We start from the raw sequence: 12,548 nt of genomic DNA on the forward strand, positions 1-12,548 counted from the left end.
GACCAAAGTCCATGGATGTCAAGTTGGTATCCCGCATTTGCTGTGTTCCGTGTAACCTCGCGCCATGCCTGACAGCGACGCCCGGCTGGCCAGCGACCTGTCGTTGGCGGTGATGCGGCTGGCCCGCCAACTGCGGTTCCGCAACCCGTCATCGCCGGTGTCGCTGTCCCAGCTGTCGGCGCTCGCGACCCTGGCCAACGAGGGCGCGATGACCCCCGGCGCGCTCGCGATTCGCGAGCGCGTGCGGCCGCCATCGATGACCCGGGTGATCGCGTCGCTGGCCGAGATGGGTTTGGTAGATCGCGCCCCACACCCGGTCGACGGCCGGCAGGTCCTCGTCTCGGTCTCCGAGTCCGGCGCCGAGCTGGTCAAGGCAAACCGTCGCGCGCGCCAGGAGTGGCTGGCCAAGCGCCTGGCGACACTGGACGGCGAGCAACGCGAAACCCTGCGCGAGGCCGCCGATCTGATGCTGGCGCTGGTCGACGAAAGCCCGTGACCGGCGGCTTGGATGTTCAGGACATCACCGATCCCGACGACCCGCGCCTCGACGATTTCCGCGACCTGAACAGTGTCGATCGCCGTCCCGATCTGCCGACCGGTAAGGGGTTGGTGATCGCCGAAGGCGTATTGGTCGTGCAGCGCATGCTGGCCTCCCGATTCACCCCGCACGCCCTGCTGGGCACCGACCGCCGACTGTCCGAGCTCGAGGACGATCTGGCCGGCGCCGCGGCGCCGTTCTACCGAACGTCGGCCGAGGTGATGGCACAAGTGGTCGGTTTTCACCTCAACCGCGGCGTGCTCGCGGCCGCCAGGAGGGTGCCGGAACCCAGCGTCGGCCAGGTCGTCGAGGCCGCGCGCACCGTCGCGGTCCTCGAGGGCGTCAACGATCACGAGAACCTGGGCTCGATTTTTCGCAACGCGGCCGGGCTGGGCGTGGACGCAGTGGTTTTCGGCAGCGGGTGCGCCGACCCGCTCTACCGTCGCGCCGTGCGGGTGTCGATGGGCCACGCGTTGCTGGTGCCGTATGCGCGGGCGGCGAGCTGGCCCCACGACCTTCTGTTGTTGAAGGAGAGCGGCTTTCGGCTGATGGCAATGACGCCGCAGCGCGAGGCGTGCGCGCTGGCCGAGGCGATGGCCGGGGCGGTCGACGAGCGTGTCGCGGTGCTGGTCGGCGCCGAGGGCCCCGGGCTGACGACGGCCGCCCTGCGGCTCAGCGACGTGCCGGTGCGAGTCCCGATGTCGCGCGGCACCGACTCGCTCAACGTCGCCACCGCGGCGGCCCTGGCGTTTTACGAGCGGGCTAGGCTCACCTGGTGAACGACGAGTCCGTCCCCTGGGCAACGGGTTTGACCGTCTCGGTGTTCGTCGCGGCCGTGACCGGCGCCGCCGTCGTGGTGCTCAGCCTCGGCCTGATCCGGGTGCATCCGCTGCTGGCGGTTGGCCTCAACGCCGTCGCCGCGGGCGGTCTGGCGCCGACGTTGTGGGGCTGGCGGCGCACCCTGGTGCTGCGGTGGTTCGTGCTGGGCGCGGCCGCGGGCGTGGCCGGCGCGTGGCTGACGCTGCTGGCAATGACGGTGGGGTAGCGGGTCCCCGCCATCGGGCTAGCGGGGATCGCAAGCGCGGTGTAGCCGGGCGCTGCGGGTCCCCGCCATCGGGCTAGCGGGGATCGCAAGCGCGGTGCAGCCGGGCGCTGCGGGTCCCCGCCATCGGGCTAGCGGTGCCCGCCGGAGCGCACCCCGAGCAGCACATCCTCCCAGGCCGGAATCACCGGCTTGCCGCGCCGGGTGTGCACCGGCTGTTCGGGCGGTGCGGCGGGCGGCGCCGGTTCGGCGGATTCGCCTGCGGTAGCGGTCGGTTCCGTCGACTCGAAGGCGAGGCGGGCCACCCGGGCGAGCGGCCGCAACGGGCGCTCGAAGTCCGGGTCGATCAGCTCGCTGGCCGCGTCGTCGACCGCCGTGACCGTTCCGCCGTGGGCGCCGGGGGCGAAGCTGAAATGCGCGATGTTGTCCGAGCGCCCGGCCTTCCAGGCGAGCTGCACCGTCCAGCGGCCGTCCTCGTTGCGCCACGCGTCCCAGCTGAGCCGGTCGGGTTCCAGGCCGCGCGCCACCAGCGCGGAGCTGACGGTCTCGAGCAGGGTGAGCACGGCGGGCCCGTCGGCCAGCATCGGGTGTGCGGCGGTTGCCAGTTCGGCGGCGCGGGCCCGCTCCAGCAGCACCGGGTGAGCAAAGCGGCGGATCCGCGAAATGTCGGAGCCCGACGCCATGGCCACCTGATCGACGGACGCACCGGCGCGAATCCGGGCCTGAATCTCTTTGGGGCTCAACATATTGGTGACTTGCATGTCGAGCGGCGGCTGGTCCGGCTGCGGCGCCTCGCCGCGGAGGGCGGCCCGAAGTCTGTCGTCGGCCACCAGCTTGAACCGTTCTGCGGGGTCATCACCCTCGCAGATGATGTATTTGCTCTCGTCATCGAGACCAACCACTTTGAGTTCCCGCATGGCTTCTCCTCGCAGGCTCCGCGCCGGTCAGCGACGGACCCCTCGGGTCCGCACTCTAGTGCAGCTAACGCCGGCAACCCGCTGTGACACGCTGGCGGGTTGCGGGCTGATGACGCAGAAGTTAAAGCCGCTCGACGACCCAGTCGACGCACTGGGTCAGGGCGCTGATGTCGTCCGGGTCGACCGCGGGGAACATCGCCACCCGCAACTGGTTGCGGCCCAGTTTGCGGTAGGGCTCGGTGTCGACGATGCCGTTGGCGCGGAGCGTCTTGGCGACGACCGCGGCGTCGACTTCATCGACGAAGTCGATCGTGCCCACCACCTGAGACCGCAGCGCGGGATCGGCGACGAACGGCGTGGTGTAAGGCCGCTCCTCGGCCCACGAGTACAACCGCTGCGAGGAGTCCGCCGTGCGCTTGACCGCCCAGTCGAGGCCACCGTTGCCGAGCATCCAGTCGAGCTGCTCGGCCATCAGCGCCAGCGTGCCGATCGCCGGGGTGTTGTACGTCTGATTCTTCAGGCTGTTTTCCACGGCTATCGGCAGTGACAGGAAGTCGGGAACCCAGCGACCCGAGGACGCGATGGCTTCGACGCGGGCCAGCGCGGCCGGGCTCATGACGGCCAGCCACAGCCCGCCGTCGCTGGCGAAGTTCTTCTGCGGCGAGAAGTAGTAGGCGTCGGCTTGCGTGATGTCGACGGGCAGGCCACCGGCGCCCGAGGTCGCGTCGATGAGGACCAGCGCGTCATCCGAGCCGGCGGGGCGGCGGATCGGCACCGCGACCCCGGTCGACGTCTCGTTGTGCGCCCACGCGATCGCATCGACCGCCGGGTCGGACTGCGGCTCGGGGGCAGTGCCGGGATCCGACTTGATGACGATGGGGTCGCCGACGAAGGGGTTCTTGGCGACCGAGGAGGCGAACTTGGCGCTGAACTCGCCGAAGGAGAGGTGCAGCGAACGCTTGTCGATCAGCCCGAACGCGGCGGCATCCCAGAACGCCGTCGCGCCCCCGTTGCCGAGGATGACCTCATACCCGTCGGGCACGGAGAACAGCTCGGTCACCCCCGAGCGAACCCGGCCCACCAGATCCTTGACCGGAGCCTGCCGGTGCGACGTGCCGAACAACGGCGCGGCCGTGGTGGTCAGCGCCTTCAGCTGTTCGGGCCGGACCTTCGAAGGGCCGCAGCCGAAGCGGCCGTCGCGGGGTTTGATGTCGGCGGGGATGTCGAGCTGGTCAGCCATATCAGCCAGCCTAGTGAGCGATCCGGAGGCGGCGACGCCGCGGGCTGGGGTGACCGGCGGGATGTGAGCCAGGCCACACGGATCGCGTGACCACTGGTCAGGCCACAGTGCCGGCTGCGAGTCTAGAAAATATCCGGTACCTGCGGTACTGTCTGGACATTGCACGTCCAAATGTAAACCTCGTTGGGGAGGCTTGGAATGGACAGGACGCGAATGGTCCGGCGTTGGCGACGCAACATGGAAGTACGCGACGACGCCGAGTACGTGAACATGCTTGCCACACTGTCCGAGGGGTCGGTGCGGCGAAACTTCAATCCCTACACCGACATCGACTGGGAATCAACGGAATTCGCCGTCACGGAGAACGACCCACGGTGGATCCTCCCGTTGACCGACCCGCTGGGACGGCATCCCTGGTATCAGGCCCAGTCGCAAGAGCGCAAGATCAAGATCGGCATGTGGCGGCAGGCCAACGTGGCCAAGGTGGGGCTGCACTTCGAGTCGATCCTGATCCGCGGCCTGATGAACTACACGTTCTGGGTGCCCAACGGGTCGCCTGAGTACCGCTACTGCCTGCACGAATCGGTCGAAGAGTGCAACCACACCATGATGTTCCAGGAGATGGTGAACCGCATCGGCGCGGACGTCCCGGGCATGCCGCGGGTGCTCAAGTGGCTCTCGCCGCTGGTTCCACTGGTCGCGGGCCCGTCGCCGGTTGCGTTTTTCATCGGTGTGCTCGCCGGCGAGGAGCCCATCGACCACACGCAGAAAAACGTGCTGCGCGAAGGCAAGTCGCTGCACCCGATCATGGAGCGGGTGATGGCCATCCACGTTGCTGAGGAGGCACGGCACATCTCGTTCGCGCATGAGTTCCTGCGCCGGCGGTTGCCGGAGCTGACCAAGCGGCAGCGGTTCTGGACGGCGCTGTACCTGCCGCTGACCATGAAGATGTTGTGCCGGGCAATTGTGGTGCCGCCCAAGGCCTTCTGGCGCGAGTTCGACATTCCGCGCGAGGTCAAAAAGGAACTGTTCTTCCGGTCCCCGGAGTCGCGCAAGTGGCTCAGCGACATGTTTGGCGATGTGCGGATGCTGGCCCACGACACCGGCCTGATGGAAACGCGGTCCGCCCGGCTGATGTGGCGCCTGTGCAAGATCAACGGCAAGCCGTCGCGGTATCGCAGCGAGCCGCAGCGCCAGCACCTGGCCGCCGCTCCGGCCGCATAGGGCTGCGCCGGGTTCTCTTATGCCGCACGTTATTACCCAGTCGTGCTGCAACGACGGGTCCTGTGTCTTCGCGTGCCCGGTGAACTGCATCCACCCGTCACCGGACGAGCCGGGGTTTGCGACGTCGGAGATGCTCTACATCGATCCGGTGGCGTGCGTGGACTGCGGCGCGTGCGTGAGTGCTTGCCCGGTGGGCGCCATCGCCCCTGACACCCGGCTGGATGCCAAGCAGCTGCCGTTCGTCGAGATCAACGCGTCCTTCTACCCGAAGCGGCCCGAGGGCGAGAAACTGCCGCCCACCTCGAAGCTGGCCCCGGTGATCCCCGCCGCCGAGGTGCGCGCCCGCCGTCGGCCCTTGACCGTGGCCGTCGTCGGCTCGGGCCCCGCGGCGATGTATGCCGCCGACGAGCTGCTCACCCAACATGGCGTGCGGGTCAACGTCTTTGAGAAGCTGCCGACGCCCTACGGGCTGGTGCGCGCCGGGGTGGCGCCCGACCACCAGAACACCAAAAGGGTCACCCGGCTTTTCGACCGGATATCCGGCCATCGGCACTTCCGCTTCTACCTGAACGTCGAGATCGGCAGGCACCTGAGCCACGCCGACCTGTTGGCCCACCATCACGCCGTTATCTATGCGGTGGGTGCACCCGACGATCGTCGCCTGGGCATCGACGGCATGGGTCTGCCGGGCACCGGGACCGCCACCGAGTTGGTCGCGTGGCTCAACGGACATCCCGAGTTCACCAGTCTGCCAGTCGATCTCGATCACGAGCGAGTGGTGATCATCGGCAACGGCAACGTCGCCCTCGACGTGGCCCGCGTCCTCACGGCGGACCCCGACGACCTGGCCCGCACCGACATCTCCGACCATGCGCTCGAGGTGTTGCGGCGCTCCGCGGTGCGCGAAGTGGTGATCGCCGCCCGGCGCGGGCCGGCCCATTCGGCCTTCACCCTTCCCGAACTCATCGGGCTCACCGGCGCCTCCGACGTCGTGCTGGACGCCGGCGACCATCGGCGGGTGGCGGGCGATCTCGCCGCCGTGTCGGACCGGCTGACCCAGACCAAGCTGCAGATCCTGAGCACACTGGGTGACGATTCATCCTCGCCGTCACGCCGCCGGATCCGGCTGGCCTACGAGCTCACCCCGCAGCGCGTGCTCGGCGAGCGCCGCGCCACCGGAGTCGAGTTCACCGTCACCGGCACCGACGAGGCGCACCGGCTGGAGGCCGGCCTGGTGCTGACGTCGATCGGCTATCGCGGCAAGGCGATCCGTGGGCTGCCATTCGACGAATCGGCGGCCGTCGTGCCCAACGACAGCGGCCGCGTTACGGACCCCGGCTCCGGCCGCCCGGTGCCCGGCGCCTACGTCGCGGGATGGATCAAGCGCGGACCGACGGGGTTCATCGGCACGAACAAGTCCTGCTCCCTGCAAACCGTCCATGCGCTGGTGGCCGATTTCAACGCCGGTAGCCTGACCGACCCCGCCGCCCCGCCGGGCGCGCTGGACGACCTGGTGCGCGCGCGCCAGCCCGACGTCGTCGGCTCCGCGGGGTGGCGGGCGATCGACGCCGCGGAGATCGAGCGGGGGAGCCGCGACGGGCGGCCGCGCAACAAATTCACCGACGTCGCCGACATGCTCGCCGTCGCCGTCGCCGTTGCCGCGCCGGCGCCGCCGCGGCGACGCCGGCTGCTGGCCCGGCTGTCTGGTGAGAGCTAGCCGGCCCCCTGCCCGGACATCGCCGCGGTGACCTCTTCCATGCTGACTTCCCGCACCGGCTGACCCATCGACCAGTGGTGGCCGAACGGGTCGGCGACCACGCCATAACGGTCACCCCAGAACTGGTCGTCCAACGGGGCCACCACGGCGGCCCCCGCGTCCAGCGCCCGCTGGAACTTGGCGTCGACGTCGGTGACCGTCAGGTGGATGGTGACCGGGGTGCCGCCCAGGGACGTGGGCGTCATCGACTTGCCGCCACACATCTCCGGAAAGTCGTCGTTGAGCATCACGGTGAAGCCATTGATGCGCAGCGCCGCGTGCACCAGCTTGCCGTCGGGGCGGGGCACCCGGCCCAGCTCCTCGGCGCCAAAGGCCTTGACGTAGAAGTCGATTGCCGCCGCGGCGTCGTCGACGACGAGGTGCGGGGACAGTGCGGGTTCGATGTTGATCGCCATCGTGGTCTCCTTGTTGTCGGTCTCCCGTGCCCACCCGGCGTGGGCCGGCACACGGTTATTGACTCGTCCCGCGACGCAAATTCATCGGAGCCTCGCGGCACGCGCCCATTCAACCGTCGGGCACCGACAACCAACGGACGCGAGCGTGACCACCGCGCGAAATGTTGGGCCGAAATTCGCGGTGTGGTTACCTCGCTCGCCCGATCTCAGGCGTGGGTGAGAACCCGGTCCCAGCCCTCGACGGCTTCCGGGCTGCGCGGTGCCGGGCCCACGTAGATCGCCGACGGGCGGACCAGCTTGCCGAGCCGTTTCTGCTCGAGGATGTGGGCGCACCATCCCGCGGTGCGTCCGCAGGTGAACATGGCCGGCATCATGTTGGCCGGCACCCGGGCGAAGTCCAGGATGACCGCGGCCCAGAACTCGACGTTGGTCTCGATGGCCCGGTCCGGGCGGCGCTCGCGCAGTTCTGCCAGCGCGGCCTGCTCCAGCGCGACGGCGACCTCGTGGCGCGGGGCGCCCAGCCGTTCGGCGGCCGCCCGCAGCACGCGTGCCCGCGGGTCCTCGGCGCGGTAAACGCGGTGGCCGAATCCCATCAGCTTGTCGCCGCGGTCCAGGATCGATTTGACCAGGCCGCGGGCGTCGCCGGTGCGCTCGACCTCTTCGAGCATTGGCAGCACCCGGGCCGGCGCGCCACCGTGCAGCGGGCCGCTCATCGCCCCGATCGCCCCCGACAGCGAGGCGGCGACGTCCGCTCCGGTCGAGGCGATCACCCGCGCGGTGAACGTCGAGGCGTTCATGCCGTGCTCGGCGGCCGACACCCAGTAGGCATCGATGGCCTCGACGTGCCGGGGGTCGGGTTCGCCCTGCCAGCGGGTCATGAACCGCGCTGTGACGGTTTGGCATTCGTCGATGACGCGCTGGGGCACGGCCGGCTGGTAGATGCCGCGGGCCGACTGTGCGACATAGGACAGGGCCATCACCGAGGCCCGGGCCAGCTGGTCGCGGGCGGTGGCGTCGTCGGTGTCCAGCAGCGGCTTGTAGCCCCAGATCGGTGCCAGCATCGCCAGGCCCGCCTGCACGTCGACCCGCACATCGCCGGTGTGGATCGGCAGCGGGAAGGGCTCGGCGGGCGGCAGCCCGTGACCGAACTTGCCGTCGACCAGCAGCGCCCACACGTCGCCGAACGTGACCTGCTGAGCCACCAGGTCCTCGATATCCACGCCGCGGTAGCGCAGCGCGCCGCCGTCTTTATCCGGTTCGGCGATTTCGGTGGTGAATGCCACCACGCCCTCCAGGCCGGGGACAAAGTTTTCCGGGACAGTCATGCGGAAATTCTCGCACCCCCCGGGCGGGCGGATGCTACCGGCCGGTAGCAACCCCCGGTAGCGTGGGCGTAATGGCAGGACCGGGCCCCGGAGCAGGCAAAGAACACCTCGAGAGAATGCGCGTGGAGTACGGATCGGTCGAAAAGGACGGCAGCCCAGACCTGGACGCGGACTGGCTGGCCGACGGGTGGCTCGCGTTGTTCCGCAGGTGGCTCGACGACGCCGAGCGCGCCGGGGTGGCCGAGCCGAACGCCATGGTGCTGGCAACCGTCGCCGGCGGCCGGCCGGTCAGCCGGGCGGTGTTGTGCAAGAGCGCCGATGAGACCGGAATCACTTTCTTCACCAACTACGACTCCGACAAGGGCGCCGAGCTGGCCGCGACGCCGTACGCGTCGGCCACTTTCCCGTGGTTCCTGTTGGGCCGGCAAATCCACGTCCGCGGCCCGGTGAGCAAGGTGGACCCCCAGGTGACGCGGGACTACTGGTCCATGCGGCCGCGCGGCTCCCAACTGGGCGCCTGGGCGTCACACCAATCGCGGCCGATCGCGTCGCGCGCGGCGCTGCTGGACCAGCTCGCCGAGGTCACCACGCGCTTCGCCGACTCCGAATCCGTCCCGGTGCCGCCCAACTGGGGCGGATACCTCCTCGCGCCCGAGGTGGTCGAATTCTGGCAGGGCCGGGAAAACCGGGTGCACAACCGGATTCGGGTGATCGGCGCTCGGGTCGAGCGCCTGCAACCCTGACCCGCGCGGTTCGTCGACGGCCGCGTGTCGACTCGGTATGACACCCGTCACGTCGCAAATTCAGCGCGGCTTAACCGTCCGATGGCCGCGAGACCCGCGGACCCGACCCCGGGCAGGCGCGTCGTGCCGATAACGACTACCTTCAGCTATAAGCACCGAGTCAGGGCAGCCAGACCAGCCAGAGCGCAAAGGGGTTCTCGTGGCCGACACCGACGACACCGCAACTCTGAAGTACCCAGGGGGCGAGATCGACCTTGAGGTCGTGCAAGCCACCGAAGGAGCCGACGGGATTGCGCTCGGCCCCCTGCTCTCCAAGACCGGCTACACGACGTTCGACAACGGCTTCGTCAACACCGCCTCATGCAAGAGCTCCATCACCTACATCGACGGCGACGCCGGCATTCTGCGCTATCGCGGCTACCCGATCGAGCAGCTCGCCGAGAAGTCGACCTTCATCGAGGTGAGCTACCTGCTTATCTACGGCGAGCTGCCGACCAAGGAGCAGCTGGATGAGTTCACCAACCGGATCCAGCGGCACACCATGCTGCACGAGGACCTGAAGAGGTTCTTCGACGGCTTCCCGCCCAACGCCCACCCCATGCCGGTGTTGTCCAGTGTGGTGAATGCGCTGAGCTCCTACTACCCGGACGCGCTCGACCCGATGGACAACGGTCAGGTCGAGCTGTCGACCACCCGCCTGCTGGCGAAGCTGCCCACCATCGCCGCCTACGCCTACAAGAAGTCGATCGGACAGCCCTTCCTCTACCCGGACAACTCGCTGAGCCTGGTGGAGAACTTCCTGCGGATGACCTTCGGGCTCCCGGCCGAGCCGTACCACGCCGACCCCGAAATCGTGCGGGCGCTGGACATGCTGTTCATCCTGCACGCCGACCACGAGCAGAACTGCTCGACGTCGACGGTGCGGTTGGTGGGCTCGTCGCGGGCCAACTTGTTCACGTCCATCTCCGGCGGAATCAACGCGCTGTGGGGACCGCTGCACGGCGGCGCCAACCAGGCGGTGCTGGAGATGCTCGAGCAGATTCGCGAGAGCGGCGACGACGTCGGCGAATTTGTCCGCAAGGTGAAGAACCGCGAAGCCGGCGTCAAGCTGATGGGCTTCGGCCACCGCGTCTACAAGAACTACGACCCGCGGGCGCGCATCGTCAAGGAACAGGCCGACAAGATCCTGGGCAAGCTGGGCGGCGACGACTCGCTGCTGGACATCGCGAAGGAACTCGAAGAGGCGGCGCTTACCGACGACTACTTCGTCGAGCGCAAGCTCTACCCGAACGTCGACTTCTACACCGGCCTGATCTACCGGGCGCTCGGTTTCCCGACCCGGATGTTCACGGTGCTCTTCGCGCTGGGGCGGCTGCCCGGCTGGATCGCGCACTGGCGTGAGATGCACGACGAGGGCGACAGCAAGATCGGCCGCCCGCGCCAGATCTACACCGGGTACACCGAGCGCGACTACGCCACCATCAACGACCGCTAGGGTCTGTTCGCCAGGGAAGCCAGCACCGCCATCGCGGCGTTGTGCCCGCCGATGCCCGACACCGCTCCGCCACGGCGGGCGCCCGCGCCGCACAACAGGATTCGATCGTGCGCGGTGGCGACCCCCCATTGCCGGGCCGGCGTGTCCAGCGGGTCGTCGTCGTCGGCGAAAGGCCACGTCAGGCCGCCGTGGAAGATGTTGCCCGCGGTCATCCCCAGCGTGCGGTGCAAGTCCAGGGTGGTCGTCGTCTCGAGGCACGGTCGGCCCTGCGCATCGCTCATCAGGACATCCTGGACCGGCTCGGCCAGAACGGAATTCAGCGACGCCAGTACCGATTCGGTCAGTCGCTCGCGCAGGGCGCCGGAGCGGTTTTCGTCGAACAGCGAGTGCGGGGTGTGCAGGCCGAACACCGTCATCGTGTGGGCACCCGACCGGGCCAGCTCGGCCGACAAGATGCTCGGGTCGGTCAGCGAATGGCAATAGGCTTCGCAGGGCAGCGGATTCGGAATGTGCCCGTCGGCCGCGCGCGAATACGCGCTGCCCAATTGGGTCCAGGTTTCATTCGCGTGGAACGTCCCGGCGAACGCCTGCTCGGATGTGACGGCGGCGTCACGCAACCGGGGCAGGCGGCGCAGCACCATGTTCACCTTGACCTGCGCGCCCTGGGCCGGGGCGGGGGGCCGCTCGCCGAGCAGGCCGGCCAGGACCGTCGGCGTCACGCCGGCCAGCACGAACCGGCCCCGCACCGCGTGCTCGTTCTCGCCGCAGCGGTAGCGCACCCGGCCGTCGGGATCGACCGCGAAGACGTCTGCACCGGTGATGATTTCGGCGCCATGGCCGGAGGCCGCCGACGCGAGGGCCGCGGTCAGCGAGCCCATCCCGCCGACGGGGACGTCCCAGTCCCCGGTGCCGCCGCCGAGCACGTGGTAGAGGAAGCAGACGTTCTGCCGCAGCGAAGGGTCGTCCAGGGCGGCGAACGTGCCGATCAGCGCGTCGGTCGCGATGACGCCGCGGACCAGGTCGTTGCCCACCGCGTCGGCGATCGCGCGGCCGATGGGCTCGTCGACCATGGCCCGCCATGCGGCCGCCGCGTGGGCATCGCCCCCATCGATGACGTGCCGGCGGGCCTGCTCGCGGGTGCGCATCGGCTCGAGCAGCGTGGGCCAGAGCCGCTCGGTCACCACCCGGCAGCGTTGGTAGAAGGCGGCGAAACGACGCTCGTCGTCGGCGGCGCCGATGGCGCCGAACGTCCCGGGGCGCCCGACCAGCAGCCCGCTGCGGCCCCCGGTGCTGGGATCCGGCGTGTACGACGAGTACGGCCGGCGGACCAGTCGCACCGCGGCGCCCAGATCGTCGACGATGCGGGCCGGCAGCAGGCTGACCAGGTAGGAGTAGCGCGACAACCGAACCCCGACCCCGTCGAAGGCCTGCGCCGAAACCGCGGCCCCGCCGAGGCGGTCCAGCCGCTCCAGCAACCGCACCCGAAGGCCCGCCCGGGCCAGATAGGCCGCCGCGACCAGCCCGTTGTGGCCGCCGCCGACGACGATGACATCTAAGGCATCGGGGGCGTCGACCTCGCTCAGTTCAGGTAGCCCTCGACCTCGTCGGGCGGGCGCACCTGCGCCTCGCGCGGGTCACCACCGGTTTCGCGTAGCGCGCGGCGTTGCCGCAACAGGTCCCAGCACTGGTCGAGCTCCACTTCGACTCGGCGCAGGCGATCCTGCTCCTCCGACGTGCTGATCTCGCCGTGCTGCAACTGCGACCGCAGCGTTTTCTCCTCGTCGACGAGGCTGCGGATGTAAGCCAGGGTCTCGCTGTCGGTCGGTTTTCTGCCGTTTCCCATCGCTCCAGT

Annotated in this window: 13 protein-coding genes; 7 read left to right on the forward strand and 6 right to left on the reverse strand. The window is 69.2% G+C overall.

What is annotated here, in order from left to right; translation table 11 throughout:
- Window positions 1-64: 64 nt before the first annotated feature.
- From MTAB308_RS21840 to MTAB308_RS21850, 3 genes are read left to right on the forward strand one after another with little or no spacing between them, the layout of a single operon-like run.
- A complete protein-coding gene (locus MTAB308_RS21840; RefSeq protein ID WP_077102084.1) occupies window positions 65-496 on the forward strand; it encodes an Rv0880 family HTH-type transcriptional regulator in 432 nt (143 codons plus the stop codon).
- Entirely contained in the window at window positions 493-1,317 is an 825-nt protein-coding gene (locus MTAB308_RS21845; protein ID WP_077102086.1) for a TrmH family RNA methyltransferase, read from the forward strand. The genes MTAB308_RS21840 and MTAB308_RS21845 overlap by 4 nt, the downstream gene beginning before the upstream one ends.
- Entirely contained in the window at window positions 1,314-1,583 is a 270-nt protein-coding gene (locus MTAB308_RS21850; RefSeq protein ID WP_077102088.1) for a DUF2537 domain-containing protein, read from the forward strand. Before MTAB308_RS21845 ends, MTAB308_RS21850 begins: the two co-directional genes overlap by 4 nt.
- A 128-nt stretch (window positions 1,584-1,711) precedes the next feature.
- On the opposite strand, the gene sepH is transcribed toward MTAB308_RS21850, so the two are convergent.
- Both sepH and serC read right to left on the reverse strand, forming a co-directional pair.
- Entirely contained in the window at window positions 1,712-2,497 is a 786-nt protein-coding gene (gene sepH, locus MTAB308_RS21855; RefSeq protein ID WP_077102090.1) for a septation protein SepH, read from the reverse strand.
- Between the two features lie 121 nt (window positions 2,498-2,618).
- The gene (gene serC, locus MTAB308_RS21860) at window positions 2,619-3,737 is read right to left on the reverse strand and encodes a phosphoserine transaminase (RefSeq protein ID WP_077102092.1); all 1,119 of its coding nucleotides are present in this window, start codon (window positions 3,735-3,737) and stop codon (window positions 2,619-2,621) included.
- Window positions 3,738-3,935: 198 nt separating this feature from the next.
- Between serC and MTAB308_RS21865 the strand changes: the two genes are divergently transcribed.
- Together MTAB308_RS21865 and MTAB308_RS21870 are read left to right on the forward strand one after the other, a co-directional pair.
- Window positions 3,936-4,961: an AurF N-oxygenase family protein gene (locus MTAB308_RS21865; RefSeq protein WP_077102094.1), complete on the forward strand. Its 1,026-nt coding sequence runs from the start codon at window positions 3,936-3,938 to the stop codon at window positions 4,959-4,961.
- A gap of 19 nt (window positions 4,962-4,980) precedes the next feature.
- Complete coding sequence (locus tag MTAB308_RS21870; RefSeq protein ID WP_077102096.1) at window positions 4,981-6,678, forward strand: FAD-dependent oxidoreductase; 1,698 nt, start codon at window positions 4,981-4,983, stop codon at window positions 6,676-6,678.
- Here the strand turns inward: MTAB308_RS21870 and MTAB308_RS21875 are convergent.
- Window positions 6,675-7,133: a VOC family protein gene (locus MTAB308_RS21875; protein WP_077104639.1), complete on the reverse strand. Its 459-nt coding sequence runs from the start codon at window positions 7,131-7,133 to the stop codon at window positions 6,675-6,677. The two genes, MTAB308_RS21870 and MTAB308_RS21875, sit on opposite strands and share 4 nt — an antisense overlap.
- A 206-nt stretch (window positions 7,134-7,339) precedes the next feature.
- Entirely contained in the window at window positions 7,340-8,458 is a 1,119-nt protein-coding gene (locus MTAB308_RS21880) for a citrate synthase 2 (protein WP_077102098.1), read from the reverse strand.
- A gap of 71 nt (window positions 8,459-8,529) precedes the next feature.
- Between MTAB308_RS21880 and pdxH the strand changes: the two genes are divergently transcribed.
- On the forward strand, window positions 8,530-9,201 hold the full coding sequence (gene pdxH, locus MTAB308_RS21885) for a pyridoxamine 5'-phosphate oxidase (protein ID WP_077102100.1): 672 nt from the start codon (window positions 8,530-8,532) through the stop codon (window positions 9,199-9,201).
- Window positions 9,202-9,400: 199 nt separating this feature from the next.
- Window positions 9,401-10,696, forward strand: a complete 1,296-nt coding sequence (locus MTAB308_RS21890) for a citrate synthase (protein WP_077102102.1) — start codon at window positions 9,401-9,403, stop codon at window positions 10,694-10,696.
- On the opposite strand, the gene MTAB308_RS21895 is transcribed toward MTAB308_RS21890, so the two are convergent.
- Together MTAB308_RS21895 and MTAB308_RS21900 are read right to left on the reverse strand one after the other, a co-directional pair.
- On the reverse strand, window positions 10,693-12,279 hold the full coding sequence (locus MTAB308_RS21895) for a phytoene desaturase family protein (RefSeq protein ID WP_281253145.1): 1,587 nt from the start codon (window positions 12,277-12,279) through the stop codon (window positions 10,693-10,695). The genes MTAB308_RS21890 and MTAB308_RS21895 overlap by 4 nt on opposite strands.
- Window positions 12,276-12,539, reverse strand: a complete 264-nt coding sequence (locus MTAB308_RS21900; protein WP_077102106.1) for a DUF2630 family protein — start codon at window positions 12,537-12,539, stop codon at window positions 12,276-12,278. The genes MTAB308_RS21895 and MTAB308_RS21900 overlap by 4 nt, the downstream gene beginning before the upstream one ends.
- Between the last annotated feature and the right edge of the window lie 9 nt (window positions 12,540-12,548).

The sequence above is a fragment of the Mycobacterium terramassiliense genome (assembly GCF_900157385.1).
Taxonomy (GTDB): domain Bacteria; phylum Actinomycetota; class Actinomycetes; order Mycobacteriales; family Mycobacteriaceae; genus Mycobacterium; species Mycobacterium terramassiliense.